This is a genomic window from Bacillus cereus group sp. N21, assembly GCF_016483395.1.
In the GTDB taxonomy this organism is placed as follows: Bacteria; Bacillota; Bacilli; order Bacillales; family Bacillaceae_G; genus Bacillus_A; species Bacillus_A pseudomycoides.
In genome coordinates this window covers 45,809-70,262 of sequence record NZ_JAEHBX010000021.1, presented here as the reverse complement: position 1 = coordinate 70,262, position 24,454 = coordinate 45,809, and the positions used below count along the sequence as shown (strand labels likewise).

The window sequence follows — 24,454 nt, the reverse complement described above, 5'->3', positions numbered from 1 at the left end:
TCAAGAAATATTTTTTAGTTTGTTAAAAAAACATATTAAAAGGATAGGAAACCGCTTTAACGTTTGTTCATTCTCTAATATACAGTTCTCTAAATGAAAGGATGGTGAAAGTTCTAGCTTTTTAAAATTCCTAATAAACGTAGTTAATGCAACTTCAGCTTCTAAACGAGCAAGTGGTGCGCCTAAACAAAAGTGAGGCCCTTTGCCAAATGTTAAATGTTTTTCATTTCCAGATCGATGTAAATCAAAGCAATCTGCTTGTGAAAATTTATTTTCATCTAAATTGGCAGCGCTTATCCACGTAACAATCATTTGTCCTTTTTTCATTTTTGGTCCAAATATTGTTGTATTTTCCGTTATAGTACGGGCTAATGTAACAGGGAAACGATAACGTAGTACCTCTTCTATCGCTTTAGGAATCAGCTCTGGACTTTCGCTTAATTCTTTGTATACCTTAGGTGCATCTACTAAAAAGCAATAAAAGCTATTAATAATAAGGTTTGTAGTCGTTTCATTCCCTGCGGCTAAAAGTCCTAATGAAAATGTCACAATTTCCTCATCAGTCAATCTTTCTCCCTCATACTCTGCTCTGATCAGGTCTGAAATAATATCTTCTTTCAAATGGTATCGTTTCTCTTGAACAATCGGGAGAAGATAAGATTTAAATTCATGTAAAGCAACTTCTTTCTGCTTATCTAAATCGCTAAACTTCTCTTTACTATATGGCATAAACAAAATATCTGACTACATCTTAATTTTTTTTCTATCTGTTGTTGGAACACCTAATAAATCAGAAATAACGGTTACAGGTAGAATTGCAGCAAACTGCTCTACAATATCAATTTCATCATAATTATTCATATCTTTCACAAGTTCATTTGCAATTGCTTGTATCTGTGGCTTCCACTGCTGAAGACTTCTTGGGGTAAATGCCTTTGAAACAATTGAGCGAACATTTCGATGCTCTGGAGGATCAGAAGAGTTTAAATTTACTCTTGTGTCTAAAGGCGGAACGGAAAATTGAAGACGATCTCTTCTGCTTGAAAATAGGCGATAATCAGATAAAACACGGTTCACATCATTATATAAAAAAACATTCCATACATCCTGCTCCGCATCATAATAGACCGGATGATTTTCCCTCATATGCTTATACCACTCATAAGGGTTCCACAGCTCTTCTTTTGTTTTGAGCTTTGAAATTTCATGAACCAAAATTACATTTTCAGGCGAATTCATAGTTCTTTCCTCCCTTTTCTTTTAAAATAAAGTAATAGGTAGGCAGTTCAAAGATGTATAGACTAACATATGTTATTTTAACATATATACAGGGGATATTTACGGATATAAACTTGAGAAAAAATTAGGAGGATACATATGTATGTTGATATTTTACTACTCGCAGAATTAACTTCTGGACCAAAGTATGGTTATGAAATAAAGAAAAACATTCAAAATCGTCTTGGAGAAAATTTTGAATTGAATCATAACATGCTCTATCCTGCCCTTCGGCGTTTTGAAGATATGGGAGCAATTACAAAAAAGATTCATCAACAAATAGGTAAACCAAACCGTAACATTTACGCATTAACTCCTACAGGTGAAGAAATCTTTTATGAAATGATGCGAGAGTTTCCAGAGAAACTAGCTGCTAATGCTGCTGAATTTCTTGTACGTGTTGCACTGTTTGAGAAATTGGATTGCGAAGCTCGTAAAGAAGTTTTAACGACTCGTCAAAATGTGCTATATACACAATTAACCTCTATTCAATCCCTAGCTGAAACTTCACTTTTTATTTCTGAAGTCATACAACATAGAAAATCATGTATTGAACATGAGCTAGCTTGGATTACTTCTCTTATGAAAAAAATATAAAAAATGACAAAAAAGCAAATATAGTGAATGAAAATGAAATTTATTATCAATAATATAATTAATAAAAGGGCAACCCGGTGCGGTTACCCTTTATCGTTTAAGCTTCAGGAATAAATGTTTTGCAATCCGTTTCTTCTGTGGTAGATGCTTGGTTACCTTTATGACTTACTACATAAATTGCATCTGCATTACATTTGTTTCCGTTACCCCAATATTTGCAGTTGTTTACTTCACATAAAACATCTTGTGCCATAAGTATCACACCTCCTTATTCTTTTATCATTAACAAATTTGAGAGGTACGATACATTTTGTTATGACTTATGGTGTGACGGTGGTTTTGTTTATAAAATTGATAAAGCGAATGAAAAAAGGAGGACTCATCTTTCATAATGGAGTCCCCCTTTTTTCATATTTTTCACACTGAAGCGTCTGCTAATTTTTTCAACGCTTCCATATTCCCACTTACAATTGCATTAATATTTTCAGAAATAATTTTTATATCCAAGTCCCACCACTTTATTTCTAGCAGTTCATTTATGATTTCGTCTGGAAATCTCTTTTTAATTTCAATAGCAGGATTGCCACCGGCAATTGTATACGGTGGAATATCTTTAGTGACAACAGATTTTGTAGCAATAATTGCTCCGTCCCCTATCTTCACTCCAGGCATAATTGTCGCATCCATACCAATCCATACATCATTTCCAATAACCGTATCTCCTTTAAATGGTAAGTCAGAAAGTTCCGGTGTGAATCTTTCCCAGCCATGACCGAAAATATTAAATGGATACGCTGAAAATCCATCCATTCTATGGTTTGCGCCATTCATAATAAATGTAACACCGGGTGCTACGCAGCAAAATTTCCCCATAACCAATCGGTCTCCAAAAATTTCATAATGATATAGCACTTGATCTTCAAATGTTTCCCCGTCTTTCGAATCATAATAAGAATAATCTCCAACAATAATATTTGGTTTTGTTATTATATTTTTAATAAAATAAACACTCTTGTTGCTTTCGATAGGATATTTCACATTCGGATTAGGATTCATGCTGGACGGCACCCTCCTCATTTGAAGTTCCTACTACTGGTTTCAAATTATATATTGGCAAAATAAATAATGAACCGATAATAAATAGTAATGCTGTTCCTTCATACATTGTACTTAGTGAAAATACTTCTTTTAATGAACCAGCAATACTCATCGTTAATACCATTGAACCTGTAAATAAAGGACTCAAAATTCCATTTACCCGTCCAATAAAGTCTGTATCCGAATTTTGAATAATTAGTGTGTTTATCCCAATTTGGATACAAGGAAGAGCTAAACCACTGAAAAACTGAGCGATAAGTGTGATCCATAAATTTGTAGAAAATCCAATGATACCGATGCCAATTGCCTGTGCAAACATGCCTAAAATTAACATCTTTTGCGGAGCAACATTTTTGGCAAATACCATTGCTAAAGCGCCTCCAATAATCATTCCAGCCCCATTTACAGTGAGTAGCCATTGTAAGCTTTCTTTTGATAAACCTAATTGTTCCGTTACGATAAAAATTCCTAGTGGTTGAATCAGACCAATTCCTAATCCTGCTGCCATAAAACAAATTCCGAGTAATGTTAGTGTTTTCTTTTCCCTTACATATTTAATTCCATCTACCATTTCTTGTAATAAGCTAACTTTTTTCTTTTCTTCTTGTTCTTCAATATCTTTTGGTAGAAATAGCAAGACTAAAGCCGCAAGCAAGAAAGCAATACCTGTCACAATAATGGAAGTGTAAATTCCGAAGGCTTGAAATATAAACGTTCCAAGTATAGGGCCTAATACCATAAAAATCGCAAAAATTGTTTGATACAAAGACATGGCCAATTGTACTTCTTCCGTGGAAAGATGTTGCTTAAACAATTTCATACCTGATGGCTGTGAAAATTGTGAAAGAATTGCAGAGATAAGTGTAACGAAAAATACTACCTTCCAAGTACCAAACATAAGTGTAAACAATACTGCAAATACTGATAACGAACTTAAGGCTTCACACCAAATCATCGTCCTTTTTGGTTTCCACCTATCCGCAAATGTTCCTCCTATGAAGGAAAAGATAAAAATTGGCGCGAATTCCGCAACTGAAATCATTGAAATGGCAAGCGCATCACCATTCGTCATTTCCATTACATACAGCAGTACCGCAAAATTTCGGACCCAAATTCCTATCTGGAGAAATAATGCTGAAGCAATAATTGCTTGCACAAATCGATTTTTTAATACTGTAGATACACTACTCGTTTGCTTTATTTCTGCGTTCATTGACATAAAAAATCCCCCTATTCTACATTCTGAACAGGAGGCAGCACAATCATATTATAAAAGACAGTCTATTCGCAGCGCGAAAATACATCCCTTTTACATATAAAAATGTACACACTAATCCTATTCAGAAGAAGATTTCGTTTTATAACGAAGATTTCTTGAAAAATAGAATTAGTAGATCATTGGGATGTCTTCACCCTTTCGTTTCGATTTAAAATTGCACATACATACTCTATGTGAACAATTTAAAATGTATGCATGTCTCAAATACCTATTCTAGAAAGACAATGGTAATTCCTCTAAAGAACGCATTAAATAATTACCTTGCCATTTCACTTTTTCTCGCTCCCCTTTTATTTGGATGTTTGGCATACGGTTTAGCAATGTAGAAATTGCAATTTGGGCCTCTAAACGAGCAAGCGGTGCTCCTAAACAAAAATGACTTCCCTGTCCAAATGCAATGTGATGGTTATTTTTTCTCGTAATATCAAAAACATCTGGATTCACAAAGACATTCCCATCACGATTTGCTGAGGCTAATGAAATGATCACCATATCTCCTTTTTTAATTTCTTGATCATGAATCATAAAAGGTTCAGCTGCCCAGCGCGCTGTCGTAACTTCAACAGGAGAATAAAAGCGTAATCCTTCTTCAATCGCTGAATCAATAAGCTCTGGCTTTTCTTTTAATAATTGCAGTTGATCTGGATGCTCTAACAATGCTAATACCGTATTGGTTATAAGATTCACAGTCGTTTCATGTCCTGCGACAATAAGCAACATAATCATTGAATAAAGTTCTGGTGCACTTAATTTACTTCCTTCGCTTTCCACCTGAATTAATCCACTAACTAAGTCTTCTTTCGGCTCTTTCCTTTTTACATCCACTAAATATTGAAGATATGTAATAAACTCGGATAGTTTTTCTTCATTTTCCTTTATTTCCTCTGGTGTTTCAGGTGAAGCTATTACCGCATGAGACCATATTCTAAATTTCTCTTGATCCTCTTTTGGAATACCAAGCATTTCACTAATTACATTGATTGGTAATGGAAAGGCGTAGTCATTAACAAGATTTAGGGAATGCTTATATTCTACACGGTCTAATAAAGTATCCGCGATATTCTGAATACGTTCATCTAATTGTGAAATCATTTTAGGAGTAAAAGCCTTTTGAACTAGTACTCGTAAACGACTATGATCAGGTGGATCTGAATTTAACATATGTTTCGTTAAGTGGTCACTATTTTCAAGAGAAAGAAATGGTTTTAATCTTTCTTGAGAAAATACATTTTCTGGATTTTTCTTCAAGCGAGAATCTTTTAAAAGTGGTAATGCATCTTCATATCTTGTAATAAGCCATTCTGTCCACAGTTCACTCTTATATACGAACAAAATTGGTTGTGATGCGCGTGATTCTTTATAAATTTCATAAGCATCTTCTTTAAAACCTGCAGAGGCTAACTGAATACCATCTTCTATTTTGAGGCCAACTTTGTTTTTAAAAAACATTGCATTCCCTCACTCTCATCTATTTGTAAAAAGCACTTCAACATATGAATTATAGCTTATAAAGAGAGGGAAGATTATAAATATTTCGTTATAATCTTACTTTGTATATTGAAAAACAATTTAATAAAAAAACAAGCAATAAGAAGAGATCTTCCTCTTATCGCTTGTTTTATCACTAAGCAAAACACATAAAATTACTAATTTGTTGGTATCGATAACTCACTTTTCGGCGCCGCCCAGCTTGCCATGTGTAGCCTGACACGCCATTTCGTCTGACTTCCGTTGGAAAAAACCATAAATCCCTCCCAAATGGACCTGGGCGATGTAAACGTAAATAGCCCCATCTTCCTAAACAATTACACATCCATGATTTTATATTACCGCTTTGCGCAGGAGCAGCGAATGTTGATGGTACAGAAGGAGCTTGTGATGGTGGTGGTGATGTGGGTGCATCTTCTGCATCATCGGGTCGATATTCCTCAAGTTCCACATCCCTCATTTCATCAGATGTTTCATAACCAGAAATTTGTGGGTTATAGTATGCTGTTTGATTATAATCTACATATGGAAAATACGTTGGTTGATTATACATAAAAAACTCACCTCTTATAATTTATTACTTTATCCAATCATATGTTGTATCGTTTTTATATGTAGCTTATTTATATAGCCCAAAATAACGTGGAGATTTTTAAGTGTTCAATCAAACAATCTTCTCATCTTGAAGTAAAAAAGATGAAAAGTTTTTTCTCTTAAATCAAGAAGTCGAAATAAGTTTTAATTAAACTTTTTATAAAACGCAAAGGTTATTTAAAAAAAGGATTTATTTTGACTAAACTATATCTAAAATCCTTTTAATTTAGTGTAAAATACGTAATTACAAGATAATTTTGATCAGGCTTTATTTCAAAGTAAGAATTATACATATTAACATATTGGTGTCATATAGAGTGGGTATTTACCTACATAAAGCAAAACTTATGTCTATGATACAAAAAACTGGAGGAAAGCCAATATACATTAAAAAGAAAATCCTATTTTAAAATATAAATTCTAGATTACAAAGGTGATTAAAAATTTAAGTTTTTCAAGTATTGTACTATGATATATTTAATTTCATTATTTAAGTTAAGCAAGAGTATGGGGCAGTGCCCCTTACTCTTATATACAATCTAGAGAACATCTGACTTAAGGAGTTGTTATAATGGCACTTGTTTTATTTATTAATGGTGGATCAGAAGGACATATCAATCCAACAATTGGAGTTGTACAAGAGCTTATTTCGCGTGGAGAAGAGGTAGTATACTTTTCGATAGAAGCTTTTCGAGAGCGTATTGAAAAGACGGGAGCCAATGTACGAACATTTGACGATCAAAAATTTTTAAGAGCCTTTATCTCAGGTGGAAGAAATTATTTTTCCGAAAGAATCAATGGTCTTTTACATACGGCGGATATCATTATACCTAGCGTTCTTGAACAGATTCAGGGAGAACATTTTGATTACATCATTCACGATTCTATGTTTGGTTGTGGACGTTTACTTTCCCAAATTCTAAAGCTCCCTGCAATTAATTCGTGCACATCTTTTGCGCAGACTGAAAGATCATTTGAAAGAATGTTTGAACAACTTTCGCAAAATATTCCAACAGAAATTGCAAAAAGGATAAATAATGATTTTCAAATCCTAACAACAAAAATTAAAGAAAAATATGGTGTTGAAATCACTTCTCCTTATGAAGTTTTTTGTAATCCTGCACTACTTACAATTGTTTATACAACTAGGGAGTTTCAACCTTTTGGAGAAGTATTTGACCAAACATACAAATTTGTAGGGCCATCCATCTCTACACAATCAACAAAAGAAAACTTTGACTTTACTACAATCAAAGGAAAAAGCCCCATTTACATTTCACTAGGTACGGTTTTTAATCAGGCAATTGATTTCTATAAGCTTTGTTTTAAGGCATTTGAGAATACTGATCACACTGTTGTTATATCTATTGGAGAAAAAACTCAAATATCTGATTTAGGAGAGATTCCTAAAAACTTCATTGTGAAAAATTATGTTCCACAAACTGAGGTACTTAAATACACTAAATTATTTATCACACATGGCGGAATGAACAGTACCAATGAAGGTCTCTATTACGGAATTCCACTAATTGTAATTCCGCAAAGCGCGGATCAGCCGGTGATTGCTCAACAAGTTGCGAATCTCGAAAGCGGCATTACATTACAAATGCAAGGATTGACTGCAAGTCAACTAAGTGAAACTGTAGATCGTGTGTTAAGAGATCCATCTTTCCATAAAGCTGTTGCTGATATTAAAGAGTCCTTTCAAAAATCAGGCGGGTATCAGCAAGCTGCTGATGAGATTTTCAAATTTAAACATGAATACGGTATATAATATAAAAAACTTCTATATACAAAAAAGTGCTTATGTTATGTCACATAAGCACTTTTTGCTATTAACTAACTAGTGTAAGTTACCCACTCTATATTCGAAATTTGTCACTTTTTTAAACGGACACTATAATAGCGCATCGCTTTCAAAGTCCCTTTCATTTCGAATACACCTTGCTCAATTAATATACGTAAGCGATATTCGAGAAAAACATCCCCTACTGACTGTTCTATCTGACCAAGAACCTCCCCAATAAGCCTCGCTGATTTATAAAATTGTTCTTCTGCTCTTTCTTTCTCCAGGTTCTTTGCACATTCAATGATAAAAGAATCGAAGTAAGTTTCTTGCACAGATGAAACTTTATGATCTTCCCAAATTCGTAATGAATTTTTCGTTTCAGAAAGCAGCTTCCATTCTTGTTCTAATTGTTTTCGTGATTTTTCAGTAAGTACTGTACCCTTCTCATACGTCTCGTAAATTGTTGCTAGCTGCTCGGGCGTTAATGCACCCGTCCCGTGAATCTCATAAATTTCATTCTCTTTTTGAAACAACCCTCTATGAGCTTCTGATGTATTAATGATTCGAATATTTTTCTTATTTCTCAAATGAACAATTGCAAAACATAGTCCAACATGTTCATTTGCATTCTCTCCACTCCAAATCGTAATTGGCATATCATTTGGAATAGACTGTAGTTCTTCTAATGATTGAATAAACTGTGGTAAATACTCTTCTTCAAAATATAAATCTTCTAAATTTAAGTTTTTATATAACCATTGCTGTCTCAAATGTTGTCCAGTGATTGTCTCCAGCTGATTGATTGGACCAATCGAAAAAAACTCTGAAAATGAAATAACATACTCTTGCTGCAATTTCTTTTTCTTTAACATGTACTTTAAACAGCCTGCACTAGATTCCCCAAAAGTAATATGAATGTGCGTGCTCTCGGATATATTTTTCTTATGCAATTTATAATCTATCAATTCGTTCGGAATGCTCGTTAAATATGTAAATGAATCTTCGTTGTAATTATTTTTTAACAAATCTAATTGCACTAAAATACCTTGAAGCAACTCTTTCGCTTCATCTTCTTGCATTTCATTGACGACTTTTTTTATTTTTTCTATTGTTTCTATCATTTATTTCCCTCTATTCATAAAATGCTGTAATGTTTAGTGTAACATATATAAAATAACCTCTTTGTTTTTTATAAAATAATAGCTAAAAAGAATGAAAAAGATAAAAAAGCACATAGTGGAATAAACAACATACTGTCCATTTTAGCAAAATACGTATCTTTTTTCTTTTTAAAGATGCCAAAATAATTAAATTCTCCAACCACTCTTAATCCAAACACCAACATACAAATCCAAGAACCACTTCGAATGATCATTTGAGGGATAAATGAAGGAATTATTTCTATCTCCCATAATAAAAATAAAGCCGCAATGCTTAATAAGAGTGCAACTAATAACGTCATTCCTGTACTGGGTGTAAAGACTTTATTTCCAGACTCAGTTGGAATCGCTGCAGCTATTCCCCATCCCCCTCCCAAAGCCCAATAAACATGCAATAAACTAATACCCATTAAAAGGCATGCTGATATAGCGATGATAATAAGCAATATTAACACCTCCATCAATGTTTCCCCTTATCAAATTAAGAATATTGAATAAATTAATACTTAGCAACCTATTTTGAAGCCGTACAATAAAGTGAAACTTTAATCAGAGGGGGCCTTTAATTATTAGTTGGACCAACTGCCCGTTAATGCGGGATTAATGTAATTATGCTACATTCACGTGAAAAAAAACATATAGAAAAGCGATTTTCTGCCTAAAACTGAACGGAAAATCGCTTTTTAAATTCTTTGACATACATTTATTTTCGATTATTCATTTCAAACACTTGTTGTACATCTTTATCACCACGCCCAGATAAATTCACAATAATACTTTGGTCGTTTCGTAAAGTTGCTGCTAATTTTATAGAGTACGCCACTGCATGAGAACTTTCCAATGCAGGAATAATCCCTTCAATGCGAGACAACTTATGAAAAGCTTCTAATGCTTCATCATCATGAATAGCTACATATTCTGCACGTCCAGTTTCTTTATAATAACTATGTTCTGGTCCAACGCCTTGGTAGTCCAGTCCCGCGGCAATAGAGTGTGCCTCTGCGATCTCGCCATTCTCGTCTTTCATCATATAGCACTTAAATCCATGGATGATACCAGGTTCTCCTGCTGTAAGAGGTGCTGCATGCATCCCTGTTTCAATCCCTTTGCCACCCGGTTCAACACCTACCATTTTTACTTCTTTATCATTATAGAAAGGGGCAAATAACCCAATTGCATTACTTCCTCCACCTACACAAGCAACCAAATAGTCAGGTAGGCGTTGCTCCTTTTCAATGTGCTGTGCTCTTGCTTCTCTTCCAATTACAGCTTGGAAGTGACGAACGATTGTTGGGTACGGATGTGGTCCCAGTGCCGAACCTAATAAATAAAATGTATTTTCATAGCTTTGAGCATAATCTTCAAGTGCTGCATCTACCGCTTCTTTAAGTGTACGCCCTCCTTCTTGAACAGCAATTACCTTCGCTCCTAATAGTTCCATACGAAATACATTTAATTGTTGACGTTCTGTATCCATCCCTCCCATATAAATCGTACAATCTATTCCGAACATAGCACATGCAGTAGCTGTAGCAACTCCATGCTGTCCCGCTCCAGTTTCTGCAACGATGCGTTTTACTCCCATTCTCTTTGCGAGTAAAATTTGTCCTAATACATTGTTAATTTTATGGGCTCCTGTATGATTAAGATCTTCTCTTTTTAAATAGATTTTTGCACCACCAATTTCTTCACTCAAACGCTCCGCATAATACAGTGGATTTGGCCGCCCTACATATTCTTTGAGATAGTATTCATATTCTTTTATAAACTCTAGGTCATCTTTGTATTGATTAAATGCATTCTCCAAGTGAAGTAAAGCTTCTTGGAGTTGTTCTGGCACAAAACTACCCCCAAATTCTCCAAAATATCCATTTTCCGCTTGTAATAAATTCATATTAATTCCTCCCTTTGTTTTTTATTGTTGAATAAGAAAAAGCGTGTGAGCGCAAAAAGCCCTCTACATGCATGAAGCATGTAGAGGGCGATATATACGATTATACCGTGGTGCCACCTCTTTTGATTCTTTGTCACATAGACTCAGAACCCTCTCGTTTTTGGATACGGAATAATAAATTCGATATCCTCATCCTTGTAACGGCGGAACCCGGGTCGCATACTCCTAGCGTTTCAGCAGACCTCTCCTAAGCCCATTCGGCATAACCTATCGTACTGGATCGCACCAACCCCAGCTCTCTGTAACGCATCAATTAAACGTACTCTTCTTAGTCAACGATTTTTGATTATTGAAATTTAACTATGATATTATAGAACTATCTTTGTTTTGTCAATAATAATTGATAGAAAATTCATTCTTTCTGAATAAGTTAATCAATTTATTTAACCCTATCATAGTGGTTTTAAATAATTAATATATTTATCTAGGAATATCCTCTATGCATTATAACGATTTTTTCTTCGTTCCATTCTTGTTTGACCTTGCGTTGTTTCTATTTCATGATGTTGATGCTCTGTTTGCGTTGTATGGTACATTGGTACACTTTCTTCACGATTTGGTTCATACTTACGTGTTTCTTTTGAGTTAGAAGATCTTTTACTGAACTTTGGCATCTTCACTTTCAATCTTGGTAAACTCGGAATACGAATTTTAAAATTCGGTTTGATTCGTTTCTTTTTTTGTTTGAATAGATTGGTTTTTTCTTGTTTTTCATTGTTGCTACCACGCTTTAGCATGTTGGCAAGCAACCCACCAAATATAAATCCGACTACTAGTAAGAGTAGATACAATCGTTCTGAAGTCAATAAGTTTATAATACGTCCAAGAACAGCTAATGATTGGGATTGTTTCATATCCCATAATAAACCACCCCATAATGCCAATAGTCCTAAAGTAATTGCATAGGTACGAAATCGGAGTATAAGTGGAATCACGGCAACACATGCAGCGATTTTTGCGTTTGCTAGTAAAGAACCAGTTGTTACGTATTGATTCCAAATCGCTAGCAAAAACGTAATAAATATAGTGTAAGCGAGCCAACTACATATTCGTGAATACATTCGTTTTGCATAATAGCTTCCAAAACTCGTGAAAAACAACAGCCCTCCTACATAAAATGACAATTCAAGAGGAATTTGTTTCATAATACCTGCAATTGGGAACAGGAAGCTGAGTACCATTAAAAGCACATCAAGTTTCTTCAAAACTCTCATCCCTTTCAGTTTTCTATCTTTCTACTATATAACAAAGCAAATTTTGTTGTTTTTAGCATCTTCCTCATTTCCACTAAATTATAGTGTATATGCATGAAAATAATAACATTCCTAAAAAACATCTTAATCCTACTAGTACCAAAAAGTAAACAAAAAAACAAAACTATAATTGACAATAGAGATCTAGATTTGTATAAAGAAATGACAAATCCCGCTATTTGTAAATTAGCGGGATTTTCAAATTATCCTATTGTATATTCACCGTACTTTCCCATCTTCAAACGTGTGATGGACAAGAGCTCAACGACTTGAATATACCTTTTTAAAATGATTATACTTCCCCTTACAACATAGCTAGTTCATACAATATAATTTACTATTTTTTATCTAGCCCCAAAGCCCCACGCGCCATCTCCATATGTGCCTCTTCCTTTGTCTGTAGTGCAAACAATCCAATCATGACCGGATAAGCAGCGCCAAGTTCGATAATGTGTTCAAGCATTCTCGGCCACACTTTCCCTCCTGCTTTTTCATATTCGTTTAACAATACTTTCAAATTATCCTCTCCAAAGATTGTAAGATACAGAGTGAAGTCAGTAGCTGGATCCGTCACTTTCGCTTCTGTCCAATCTAGAAGACCCGTTACTTTGGTATTTTCATCAACTAAAATATGCGGCGGATGTAAGTCGCCATGAACAAATGCAGAGTGCTTCGGCCAATAAGATTCATCCGCAAGCCATGTTTGCCAACGCTCCCATAGCTCATCTGAAACACCAAGTTGTGATTTTATTTGATGCATTCTATCTATTAACAATTGCTTTGCTTCAGCAGGTTGAAGAACTTCTATTCCATATTTAGTCGCTTCATTATGATTGATCGAATGTAAGGAGACGAGAGATTCTGCTAAAGATCGAATAAATGCCATAGACGGTGGATTATTTTGAATGTGCCATACATAATTTTGTATTTCTAAATCAATAACAGCAGCAGGAGTACCTTTTACTAGTGGATAAGCAATCAATTCTGGTGTATTGATTTTCCAATTTGGTACCGATACAGGTAAATATTTTTGAACAACCTCCAATATGTTTCCTTCTAGCGCTCCTCTTTCAATTACATCTGGTCTTCTCGGTTTCCGAAGAACCCATGAAATTCCATTCTCATCAGTAGCAAATACAACTTGAAAGTCCATTCCTGATTCATTTAATTCAGAGCTTTCTTTATTCAATTGTAAACCATTCTTTTCAGCGATTTTTAAAATTTCTTCTATACTTTTCTGTTTATTTGCATTTGTCATAGATAAACACTCCTTTAAAATTCTTCATATAAGCACAAAAAACATAAGCTGATTACCTGTACTTTGAGTAAACGGAATAATTTATCACAAATAAACTGAAAAAATCCCCTTTTAAAATAATGATCTTCTCAGTCTTATGAATGGTCTTTGGATAAAATGAAATATTTTATGAGTCACACCTTATCACTTAAAACACCTCATCAGAAAAATAGAAGTGATTATGAATCATATGACATTATTTATTATATTTGTAAAGACACCAAAAAGAGCGCAGTTTTGCTCCGCTCTCTTTTTGCGTATCACCCAAATAGGGGTTACCTTAAAAATAGGCAGACCAATCCCGATTACCCTGCACACAGGCAGAGCCTTCAATTAGCGGCTCAAAGTATGAAATCGGAATCTGAAAAATGCCATTAGGTAAATCCCTCCGTTCTTTATAGTTGCTTACATCATACTATGATTATATGTGTTTCACAATGAAAAATGATTTTATCTTAAATGTAACAAATCGTTATTAAATGATAATGTCCCTATTTTTATTTCGATCTTCCTTGAACCCAAGTAGTAATATCATTTATAACATACTCAGGGATATTGGCAGGACTATAATATTCATCCGGTTTACTTAATTCCCCATCTCCTTCTGTAAAGAAGTGATTTAACTTTGGATAAAGTCGATATTCTACGTTATCTCTCTCTTTTAATTGTTCTTTCCAAAGAGGAATTTCGATTTTCGATTGAACTTGATAGTCTCTTTCTCCTTGAATAATAAGAAGCGGTGTCTTTTGTTCTTTTGACATTTCTGCTGCTTTAATTTTACGGATAGAATCCCAAAATACTGGTGATCCTAAATAAAAATCTTTTGGAGGATTCTGACTAGAGAAATTGGGATCATTTAATAATTCGAATTGCGATTTGTAAAATTTATATTCTTCAGATTTCATTGCTCCAATAGAAAAAAGATACTCAAATTGATCTAAACCAACATCTTGGATCGTACGGGCTGGTCCTCCCATCACAATTGCCCCAGCAATATTTTGATCTTGGTCTTTTTCGATCATTTTCGGAAGCATCATTCCACCTTGACTATGACCAAGAATATAAATTTGATTCTTGTCTATCATAGGTTCATTTTGAAGAAAACGAGTCGCAAGAAGTGCATCATCTGTTGTCTCTTTATCAACTGTATAAAAAGGACTAAATTGTGTTTTCAATCCATGTTCATAGGTTCGTTTATTATAGCGAAGGACAGCAATTCCTTTCGAGGCAAGACCTTCAGCTAAATCGCGAAATGGTTTTAAAGCAAACGCTGTTTCATCCTGATCGGTTGCTCCAGATCCTTGAACAAGAATAACCGCTGGGAAAGGACCCTTTCCCTTTGGAACAGACAATGTTCCTGGTAATGGAAACGCACCACTTCCAACTACTACTTCTTTATCAACAAATGATTCAGGCTTACTATATGATGGCCGCTCTGCAACAGGACTAGACGACATGCTAAGTTGAAAATCATCTATTTTTCCAGATGGATCTAGTTTAATTAGTAAAGGTACAGTAAATTGTTCAAAAACTAATTTAATCTCTACATTTGTATGAACGGAATTTGTCTCTTTTTGTGTTACCTCTCCAATTCCCATAAAAGAACCTGCTTGTAATTGCACCGGGAGTCCCTTCCAATAGCTCTTCAGCCATTTTTCGGATATTATTTTCTGTAATGATCGAGAAGTTAAATCAAATGCAGATTTATAATTCTCAGTATGCATATAACGGATAAATGTAAGGGTAGTAGATATAACAGGATTTTCATCATCAGTATTGTCTATTTTTTTTATATTTGTGTTTGTTTCCTTTAATGTCGAAATAAATTGGTGGTTGAATGGATTATTATATGTATCGGGATATAAACTTGTTTTCAATACATCCGTATTCCGTCCCTCATACAAACTTGAAGACCTCGCGAAATTTTCAGGTGAAATTACTTCCTCCGCATATGAAACAGAAGGGATAGTTATCGCACAAATTGCACTAACAAGTAATAACTTATTCCCTATTCGTTTTTTCGTGCTCATATTTATTGATTCTCCTTTCAAAATTAAAATTTTTTAATACAACATGCCAAGTACTATAAGGAAAATAAAAATTATCAAAGAGATTAATAATCTACTTTACGATCCCCCCTAACAAGTTAAAAAGCGATTATAAACAAACTTCAATAAAAAATGCCTTCTCCCTCTTTTTATTGTGTGAATTTTTTATAATAGTTAAGTAACTAATGACTGAAGTTAATTTTTCTAAAATGTAGAGATTATTATTTTTGTACAAAAAAATGACTAAACTAAGTTAGTCATTTTCTATACTCTTCATTTTCATGTATGATGAGAGCCATATCTTTCCCTTATAAAGTGCAACTTTAATCAGCCCTCACCAATCGGGCTTTTACGGGCAGTTGATCCCCCCCACCTAGCTTCCTCGTTTCCCTCTGAGTCTTGAGGTGGGTGGCTTACTGCCCGTTAATGCGAGATAAACTTACATCCTCTACTTTTTCTTCCACTGGCCACTTTTCTAATGTGTAAGCCATCTCCCAAAATGAATATTCATATTGACTGCTAATTACAAAATGCTGTTTCATCCGCTTTCGATCAGCTGCTGTTACTGTTTCTGCAATGGCATCTAATCTAGCGATTTGCTCTTCTACTAAAGTACGGAACCAGTCAGAGCCGTATGCGGAAATCCATTCTTGGTAAATTGGTTCTTCAGGTTTACATTCCTTAAGTCGCTCACCAATTTCATAATAAAGCCAATAACAAGGTAAAATCGCTGCAATCACATCCCCGATATGCCCCTCATATGCAGCGCGATACATATGTGATGTATACGCATAAGCTGTGGGTGCAGGAATGAACGATTCTTTTTCTTTTTCCGTAATTCCTAGTTTTTTCGCAAAATTCTCATGCAGTGATAATTCAGCTTGATATGTATTTTGTGCATGGTGTGCCATACGAGCCGTTGTTTCTAATTCAATAGCTTTTGCTGCTCCTAACGATTGTACTCTTGCAAAATGACTTAAATAATATGAATCTTGCAAAACGTAATAACGGAAACTAGCTAAATCTAATGTTCCATCTCCTAGTTTTGTCACAAATGGATGATTAAAACTTGTTTCCCAAATCGGATTAACTTCTTTACGTAATAACTGTGAAAATGACATTATAGGCCCTCCAATAAACGTTTTGGTAGTAAAAAATGAAACAAGTTTCTTAACGAATCGCTCGTTAACGACTAGACTACTGGGATCTACTTCAATTAGGTGCGCAAAATAAAAAAGTTTTCTTTACACACACGTAAAGAAAGCAGGCTGGACATCATCAATATTTTAAAAATATTATCTTCTGTCACTTCCACTTCCCTACGCTGGTATTACCCACATCAGGTCCTAAGGGTCTCGAAAAAATTCTTTGATCTCAGCCTATAAAAGGCTCCCCTAGCGGATAGATATTAACTATTTAGTTTGATATTTATCAAAACATAATTCATATAGCTGTCACATATTATTTGATAGTTCAAACTTCATAAAATATAATTTTTACAAAACACTATTTATCCATTCCTACTAACTGTTCAATTTGCTCTTTAACATTTGAATCACAAACACCACCGTGATAACAAATTATCCTCTCAATATCAAACTCTAAAAATCTTCTAAGTGATTCTGTAGCTGTTTCCATATCTGGTGTCGTATGTGGAACTGGCCCTTTTAGTTTTCCTTCAACACATACCATCGCGTCACCTGCAATTAATGTCTTATATTTTTCACTATATAAACTAATATGCCCCGGAGTATGTCCTGGTGTATGAATCACTTCAATGCCTCCGAGAAATGGAAGTCTTTGTCCATCTTCTAATGTTTGACTTACTTTTGCTGTTGGAGGATTTTTATATAAAGCTTGCACAACATCTGGAAGTGCCACCCATTTTTCTTCACTCATTTTATTTGGATCTCCTTTAATAAGAGGTAACTGTCCTTCAATATAAGGTTTGTCTAATCCATGGGCGTACACTTCAATAGAATGATCTGCCTTCTGCTGTATTTCAGGAAGACTTCCAATATGGTCTATATCTTGATGAGTTAAAATAACTGCTTGTAATTGTTCAAAAGGCACACCAATACCAATCATTGCATCGCGAATCCCTTCTAATTGACCTGGCATACCAGTATCGACTAATAGAGCTTCTTTTTCATCCCAAAGTAATGTTGGATTTAATTCAAATCCTTGAATTTTCAATTTCAAAACCGCTAGACCGTTTTCTATTTTCATACTACACGTCCCCCTCGATACATAAATTAGTGAAGTTATTTCTCTTACTAAAATGTATCACCCTAAGGGTTTACTGTCAAATGTTAAAATTTTTATTATAACATAAAAATATTTATTTGTCAAGTTAATTATTATCTTTTTCATTTTAATTGAAGACTATATTTTTTCATCATACATCTTTTCGATACAAATTAATTAAATCTTTCAAAGCCGCTGCTGCTGCTCCTCTTGGGCTTGAAGCCCCTCCGGTTGAAGTAACTTTCCCCATCGTATCAGTATGAAAAGTGATTCCTTTTTCTGTTCCATTTACATGAGCCAATGGATGCCCTTTCTCTATTTCACGCGGGCATACTTCAAGTTTAAGATTTCCTGAATGATCTTTATATGCTGTTGCAATTAGTTTTAGAGATTTACCTTGTTCTTTTGCTTTCTCTATATCTTGTTTTGTAACATCCTCTATACCTTTTATAGATATACAATTCAATGAACATTCTGCTTGCAGCAAACTATTTGTCAATAATAAAAGTTTACATGCACTATCCATTCCACTTACATCTAATGAGGGGTTTGTTTCAGCTATCCCTTTGTGCTGCGCTTGATGCAATGCTTCCTGGAATGTTACATCTTCTTCATACATTTTTGTAAGAATATAATTTGTTGTTCCATTTAAAATACCTTCTATACTTTCAATTTGACATCCTGCTAAACTGAATTGTCCAATATCTAATGTAGGAAGTGCAGCAGCAGTTGCGCCGCTATAACAAATACGTACGTTTGCGAGTTTTACTTTTTCTTTTATTTCTTTCCATGCGTTAACAAGTGCTCCTTTCGAAATAGCTACTACATCCATATGGTTTTCAATCGCTGTTTCAATGTATGTTCTTCCTGGTTCACCAGTTTGAAGATTAGTTGGTGTCGATTCAATTAATACAGTACCAAAAGGAAACTTTTCACTTTTATCAAGTGGATAGTGTTTGGTATACTTCTCTAATACATGAGAACCAGTACCATAAGTTAATAATTCTTTAATATGTAAACCTTTGTCATTATAAAGATTGACTGTACTCCCAATAATTCCAGTAAAAGCAAGTTCGATGCCGTACATCTCTTTTATATATGAAGCTTTCTCAAATACCAATCTTACAAACTCTTTTCCAACAGTTCCATATCCAGATATCACCACGTTAACTCTCATATCATCACCTCGGACTACCATGCTATTTTAATGTTAACTCCATTATACTTCGAAAGTACAATACAATTCACGAAGTAAAAACTCCCTCAGAATAATCTGAGAGAGTTTTTATATTTCGATATAAATAGGAATTCAGTCCTCCCCGCTATTCGTGGACAGTAAGACCCCCAATGATTACAGTTTTACTTTATTTTGGTAAATTGGATAACTTTTCAGCGATTGTTCGGTAAAAAGCATTAATATCAGAAAACCCTAATGAGTCCGAAACACTTAGTCCAACCATATCAAGGTGATCCCAGTTTTGTTTTGTCTCAATATGGTTCCATTTTCCAAGCTCTGGTGTGTCATTATTATTTATAATCGTATCAGTTGATGGTCCCACCATTGAACTTGTATTCACTACACCATCATTTTGCCACCAAGATGAATCGATGAATAGACGATTCTGTTCGTATCTTGCATATGCCCCTAAGAAAATTGCATTTCCCATTAGTGTCTTATTCATGGTAATGTGCGGAAAATGGATTCCCGTTATAGGTGCGGCTTGTGTTGCATGTCCGCTGTAAGAGAAATAATATACATCTGGTTGCGCTTTTACCCAGTCATTTAATTCCTTCGCTCCATCTGTACTTAAATCCCATTGACTTATATCTTTCGTATCCTTCAAAATGGAACTATTTAAGACACGGTTTGAATATTGATAAAATGACTCCCCTGCTTTCTTTTTAATTCCCCATTGATCCAATTTAAAGTCGTATAGTGATAGAGTGTTATTTTCTCCGATTCCAGCAGTTGCGACGAGTAATTGCTTTACAGCTGGTAGAAGTAAACTTCCATCTGCAAGGGTTGTCCCGTTGTGAGGTGTTGCCAATGTCGTTACACTATGAACATATGATTTTCCGCCCTGGAACAACGGAGACACCTTCACATCTACATGCTGTTTTGCATAATCCCTCTCTTCTTGATTTCCTTCTTTTAATATTTGAACAAGTGTACGTATCGTTTGACCACCCATACTATGTCCTACTAAATGAACCTTATTTGTCTCACTCCAATTTCGGATAAACCCTGTATATGTTCTCCCATATCGATCATGTCCATGTTTCTCAGCATGAGCCGCTCCATAATCTACTGTTCCCCCATTAATTTCAGCATATAACTCACAAGCACGATCCCAGTTGCTTGATAACGGTCCAACAGCAGCGGTATGTACACTGTATCCATCTCTCTTTAAATTCTCTTGAATATCATGTACACCCCCCCAATACTTTACGCCCAATAATTCATCTCTTCCCCAACCTGTAAAGCCATGTACCAAAATAATAGGATTGTTATTTTTCTTTCCTTCTTCCGCATGTGTTGGTACTGGAAGTACTACGCTTGAAACAATAATACATAAAACCAATAATCCCCAAAATAATCTTTTCATTTTACATCCCCTTTTCTTTTTCCTCTCCCTAATAAAAACGCTTTCAATTCTACCTCCTTTTTATGTAATAGAAAAAAGATCCACAAAGATATACCAACGCAATTTGCAATGGCTATATAGTGTGGATCTCCCATTCTCTATCACATTTATTAACTTAAAGATACTGTAAACTATCTTATCTAAATTGTCTATCAATTACGAAACATTACACGGTTGATAAAGTTTTGTTGACAATTCCCTATTCTTTTTAACTCTCATCCTCAAAGGTAACAAATTTTACTGATATTAATTTATTAAAATCTTTAACTTGCCTCTTCATTTTTAAATATTCGATTACTATTGTATTGTCTGTTGACATCTTAGGTTTTTCATATCCTAATGATTTTTTAAAGTGAATGAGCTGTAATTTTGTTTCATTCGCTTTTATCTCTTTATATACATCATTTTTCGCAACAATAAGGTACCATTGAGACTCATAATCACGGGAATTTCCAATCCAAGCATCGCTGTCATATGAAACAGGAATTTCTTTACTGTTTAAATCGATACTTGTAATATGTTTTTCCTCTTCATGCGTAAATAATAGCGAAGCCCCTTTTGGGATTTCCGGTAATTTTTTTATAGAAGTATAACCGTAGCGATTATTCATATCATTCTTCCGCAAAATTCGATCTTTTATCATAGCTCGCGCTGTAGATTCATCTATAATAAGCACTTTATTTTCACCAAAAACCCCCGTTTTCACTTCAAATACTTCTTTTTCTTCTATATTTTCTTTGTAACGTTCAAAAATAGGTAAAGTAAATTGTTCGTCCCCAATCATTATCATCCCGTTCGCAGGCCGTTTATTTTCTTCAGAGGAAGAACAGGCACTTAGGCTTGTGACAATCAGGACAATTAATATAAAAAAAGATATTGTTTTTCTCATTATGACTCCTTTCATTGTCTAAATTAATTTTCAGGTATACTCATTATGGTTATCTTCCATTTACCTTTGATACAATCAAACCTTAATAATCATATTTTACTGATCCATAGTCCTATAAAGTTTTTGTAGGTAACGCCAACGAGTTATAAAGAAATACAAAATTTGTATACATACAAATGATATTAAGATAACGATTGAACTGTTTAAAATAGAAAAATCCACTAATTGTTGTAATGCGGTATATGCAACTGCAGTATGAATTACCGCAACGATAATTGGTAAAAAGAACATGATTAACAGCTGCCTTGTTACGATCCTTTTTAACTCGCGTCTACTTAATCCCATTTTCGAGATCATTTTATATTGTTGCTGATCTCGATTTAAATCTGTATATAAACGGAAATAAATAAAGCTCGCTGCAAATGTAAAAAAGACAATTCCCACTAAAACACTTGCCATAAGTAACAATCCGTTTGTTTGTTTCGCTTGTAACCACTGCAATGTTAAAGCTTCGAAATAAAAACTACGCTCTCCACTCTCTCTACCCAGTATGTTATTTAATTGATGTGAAATTTCCTTTGTTCTCATCCAATCATCTACAACAAATCCGTAAATACGCTCTTTAGACATCGTGATATCCTCTCGAGCAATGAATGGAACTTTATCATATACTTGGTCTTGTACTGCAATTAAAGTATTTCCTACTTCATGTGGTAAAACCAAATTCTGTACAGCTTTTTTCACATGAAATGTTTTCATCCAATCCGCATGAATCACTTCAATTTCTTTTTTAAATTCCCCATCTTTAAACTCTTGTTTTTGTGCTATCCATCCTGGGACTAACAAAATCTCATCTTCTCTACCAAGCTTTTCCGTTTGGTAGCCAAGAGCTTTCGCAAGATCATTGTATTCACTTAATTTCATAATAGAAATATTACTTTCTGTATATTTAGTAGAAGCGGATGCCAATCGATAAGGGATATTGGCATCATTAAGATGCTTCTTAATTGTTGAAAGGTGTTCATTTACCATTTTATTCCCTTCAAAACTCATATACGTAAATGTATAAGGATTTGTCATTCTTGACAGTTCTTTATTTCCAAGTGCAGCGGTAGTTCCAATTGCGGTGAACGCGACTGCCGAAATAATAGACACTATAAAAAACATCATTGCATTATCTTTCATACGGTAAATTAATTCTGAAAATGTTAATATATTTGTTCTTTTCAAAAATAAAGATTCTCTCTTTTTCGCTATACGCAATAAAAAAACACTACATTGTGTGTATAAAAAATATGTTCCAATGATTACAAGTAATACACCTAATACTAATAGAACCGGATTTTTACTAATGATAAAACGAAATACTGTACTATATCCCCCACCTATACTAAGTAGAGATAAAAATGATAATAAAAGAGAGGCCTTTGGTTCAGGCTTTGGTTTTTCTTCTGTTTGAATCAGTTCCACAAGTTCAGTCACTTTTATCATCTTAAAAGTAACAAGTGATACAATTAAAAATAAAAGCAGGAATGTAATAATCGTTAATACAATCGCTTGAATTGGAATATAAAACGGCAATCCATTGTTAATCATTAAAATACTTGAGCTAATGAGTAACACTAATTTAGAAAAGATAAGACCAATGATAATACCTATAAAAATCGAAGAAATACCAATTAACATATTTTCAATTAATACTAACTTTTTTAACTGCCTAATAGACATTCCTTGTATCATTAAAATACCAAACTCTTTTTTACGTGTTTTTAAAAATGAGCTTACTGAATATAAGATAAAGAAAAATGAAAAAACAAAAATCAAGCCTTGTGAGATCCTAAACCCGATTGTTCCGAGTTCACTTATCGTTTCACTTGTCGATTTTAACTCCCCTGTTAAATTAGGATGAAATAATAAAAGCGCGTATGTAAAAAAAATCATAATAGAAAATGTACTGCTTAAAAAATGAGCGGCATATGTCCGTTTATTACGAAAAACATTATTAAACGCGAATTGACGAAAAGTCATGCCTTTTCCCTCCTAACAACGAGAGAACATCGATAATCTTTTGGTAAAAAGCTTGCCTACTTTCACCGCAGTAAATTTCATTATACAATTCACCGTCTTTAATGAAGATAACGCGACTACAGTAACTTGCTGCATATGGATCATGAGTAACAAGCATCATCGTTGCACGTTCTTTCTTATTCAGTTCTTCTAACATATCCATCACATCATTCGAAGACTTAGAATCTAAGTTTCCCGTAGGTTCATCCGCTAATAACAATTGTGGCTTATGAATGATTGCACGAGCAATTGCGGTTCGCTGTGCTTGACCACCTGAAATTTCATATGTTCTTTTATGCAAAATATCGAGAATGCCTAACTTTTCTGCAACTTCTTCCACCCGCTTATTCATTTCCTTTACAGCCACTCCATCTAACGTCATCGGCAACACAATGTTTTCTTTTACAGTAAGCGTACTGAGAAGATTAAAAGATTGAAAAACAAATCCTAACCGTTGTCGACGAAATAACGCTAATTCTTCAGATGACAATTGAAAAGGGTTCGTACCATTTATTAAAATGTTTCCTGATGTTGGTGAATCAATCGTGGATACCATATTTAACAATGTAGTTTTCCCACTACCAGACGGTCCCATAATCCCAACAAATTCACCCTCTTGAATAGATAAATCAATATCAGCAAGAGCTTTATAAGGAACTTTACCCTTATATACCTTACTAATCCCTTTCGCCTGCAATATTTCCATACTTTATTCTCCCTTCATTTATACTAACTAATTTGAAGTGTAAAGGAGTTATCTTACATCTCATA

The 24,454-nt window shown here is 34.3% G+C and carries 20 protein-coding genes, 1 pseudogene, 1 riboswitch and 1 other annotated feature; of the genes and pseudogenes, 2 read left to right on the top strand and 19 right to left on the bottom strand.

The window, feature by feature from the left end; translation table 11 throughout:
- A pseudogene (locus JDS96_RS14200) lies at positions 1-1,239 on the bottom strand (cytochrome P450).
- A 138-nt stretch (positions 1,240-1,377) separates the two neighbouring features.
- Between JDS96_RS14200 and JDS96_RS14195 the strand changes: the two are divergent.
- Positions 1,378-1,875, top strand: a complete 498-nt coding sequence (locus JDS96_RS14195) for a PadR family transcriptional regulator (protein ID WP_003204485.1) — start codon at positions 1,378-1,380, stop codon at positions 1,873-1,875.
- A gap of 97 nt (positions 1,876-1,972) precedes the next feature.
- Here JDS96_RS14195 and JDS96_RS14190 read toward each other — a convergent pair whose 3' ends face one another.
- From JDS96_RS14190 to JDS96_RS14170, 5 genes are all read right to left on the bottom strand, one after another.
- Positions 1,973-2,128 carry a DUF1540 domain-containing protein gene (locus JDS96_RS14190; protein WP_003204488.1) on the bottom strand — a complete coding sequence of 52 codons (156 nt, stop codon included), beginning with the start codon at positions 2,126-2,128 and terminating at the stop codon, positions 1,973-1,975.
- 164 nt (positions 2,129-2,292) lie between these two features.
- The gene (locus JDS96_RS14185) at positions 2,293-2,931 is read right to left on the bottom strand and encodes a Vat family streptogramin A O-acetyltransferase (protein WP_199667199.1); all 639 of its coding nucleotides are present in this window, start codon (positions 2,929-2,931) and stop codon (positions 2,293-2,295) included.
- On the bottom strand, positions 2,921-4,192 hold the full coding sequence (locus JDS96_RS14180; RefSeq protein WP_199667198.1) for an MFS transporter: 1,272 nt from the start codon (positions 4,190-4,192) through the stop codon (positions 2,921-2,923). The genes JDS96_RS14185 and JDS96_RS14180 overlap by 11 nt, the downstream gene beginning before the upstream one ends.
- Positions 4,193-4,465: 273 nt before the next feature.
- Positions 4,466-5,701, bottom strand: a complete 1,236-nt coding sequence (locus JDS96_RS14175) for a cytochrome P450 family protein (protein WP_199667197.1) — start codon at positions 5,699-5,701, stop codon at positions 4,466-4,468.
- A 175-nt stretch (positions 5,702-5,876) separates the two neighbouring features.
- Entirely contained in the window at positions 5,877-6,293 is a 417-nt protein-coding gene (locus JDS96_RS14170; RefSeq protein ID WP_016131440.1) for a hypothetical protein, read from the bottom strand.
- Between the two features lie 612 nt (positions 6,294-6,905).
- On the opposite strand from JDS96_RS14170, the gene JDS96_RS14165 reads away from it, so the two are divergent.
- On the top strand, positions 6,906-8,108 hold the full coding sequence (locus JDS96_RS14165) for a macrolide family glycosyltransferase (RefSeq protein ID WP_199667196.1): 1,203 nt from the start codon (positions 6,906-6,908) through the stop codon (positions 8,106-8,108).
- A 104-nt stretch (positions 8,109-8,212) separates the two neighbouring features.
- Here JDS96_RS14165 and JDS96_RS14160 read toward each other — a convergent pair whose 3' ends face one another.
- The 13 genes from JDS96_RS14160 to JDS96_RS14100 all read right to left on the bottom strand — a co-directional run bounded on the left by JDS96_RS14160 (position 8,213) and on the right by JDS96_RS14100 (position 24,389).
- Positions 8,213-9,244, bottom strand: coding sequence for a DUF1835 domain-containing protein (locus tag JDS96_RS14160; protein ID WP_199667195.1), 1,032 nt, complete (start codon positions 9,242-9,244; stop codon positions 8,213-8,215).
- Between the two features lie 68 nt (positions 9,245-9,312).
- On the bottom strand, positions 9,313-9,729 hold the full coding sequence (locus tag JDS96_RS14155) for a DUF3995 domain-containing protein (protein WP_199667194.1): 417 nt from the start codon (positions 9,727-9,729) through the stop codon (positions 9,313-9,315).
- 257 nt (positions 9,730-9,986) lie between these two features.
- On the bottom strand, positions 9,987-11,177 hold the full coding sequence (gene trpB, locus JDS96_RS14150; RefSeq protein WP_199667193.1) for a tryptophan synthase subunit beta: 1,191 nt from the start codon (positions 11,175-11,177) through the stop codon (positions 9,987-9,989).
- Positions 11,178-11,257: 80 nt separating this feature from the next.
- Positions 11,258-11,522, bottom strand: a binding site (T-box leader).
- A gap of 152 nt (positions 11,523-11,674) precedes the next feature.
- Positions 11,675-12,442 carry a DUF3959 family protein gene (locus JDS96_RS14145; protein WP_199667192.1) on the bottom strand — a complete coding sequence of 256 codons (768 nt, stop codon included), beginning with the start codon at positions 12,440-12,442 and terminating at the stop codon, positions 11,675-11,677.
- Positions 12,443-12,827: 385 nt separating this feature from the next.
- Positions 12,828-13,748, bottom strand: coding sequence for a macrolide 2'-phosphotransferase (locus JDS96_RS14140; RefSeq protein ID WP_199667191.1), 921 nt, complete (start codon positions 13,746-13,748; stop codon positions 12,828-12,830).
- A 536-nt stretch (positions 13,749-14,284) separates the two neighbouring features.
- Positions 14,285-15,817, bottom strand: coding sequence for an alpha/beta hydrolase (locus JDS96_RS14135; RefSeq protein ID WP_199667190.1), 1,533 nt, complete (start codon positions 15,815-15,817; stop codon positions 14,285-14,287).
- Between the two features lie 431 nt (positions 15,818-16,248).
- Positions 16,249-16,956 carry a thiaminase II gene (tenA, locus tag JDS96_RS14130; RefSeq protein ID WP_199667189.1) on the bottom strand — a complete coding sequence of 236 codons (708 nt, stop codon included), beginning with the start codon at positions 16,954-16,956 and terminating at the stop codon, positions 16,249-16,251.
- A 178-nt stretch (positions 16,957-17,134) separates the two neighbouring features.
- Positions 17,135-17,241: riboswitch (TPP riboswitch) on the bottom strand.
- 100 nt (positions 17,242-17,341) lie between these two features.
- Positions 17,342-18,064 (bottom strand): MBL fold metallo-hydrolase, encoded by a 723-nt coding sequence (locus tag JDS96_RS14125; RefSeq protein WP_199667188.1) that lies wholly within the window; start codon positions 18,062-18,064, stop codon positions 17,342-17,344.
- A gap of 169 nt (positions 18,065-18,233) precedes the next feature.
- A complete protein-coding gene (locus tag JDS96_RS14120) occupies positions 18,234-19,259 on the bottom strand; it encodes a homoserine dehydrogenase (RefSeq protein WP_199667187.1) in 1,026 nt (341 codons plus the stop codon).
- A 187-nt stretch (positions 19,260-19,446) separates the two neighbouring features.
- Positions 19,447-20,688: an esterase/lipase family protein gene (locus tag JDS96_RS14115; protein WP_199667186.1), complete on the bottom strand. Its 1,242-nt coding sequence runs from the start codon at positions 20,686-20,688 to the stop codon at positions 19,447-19,449.
- Between the two features lie 247 nt (positions 20,689-20,935).
- A complete protein-coding gene (locus JDS96_RS14110) occupies positions 20,936-21,616 on the bottom strand; it encodes a lipoprotein BA_5634 family protein (protein WP_199667185.1) in 681 nt (226 codons plus the stop codon).
- Positions 21,617-21,712: 96 nt separating this feature from the next.
- The gene (locus JDS96_RS14105) at positions 21,713-23,644 is read right to left on the bottom strand and encodes an ABC transporter permease (protein ID WP_199667184.1); all 1,932 of its coding nucleotides are present in this window, start codon (positions 23,642-23,644) and stop codon (positions 21,713-21,715) included.
- Positions 23,619-24,389, bottom strand: coding sequence for an ABC transporter ATP-binding protein (locus JDS96_RS14100; RefSeq protein WP_199667183.1), 771 nt, complete (start codon positions 24,387-24,389; stop codon positions 23,619-23,621). The genes JDS96_RS14105 and JDS96_RS14100 overlap by 26 nt, the downstream gene beginning before the upstream one ends.
- Positions 24,390-24,454: the final 65 nt, after the last annotated feature.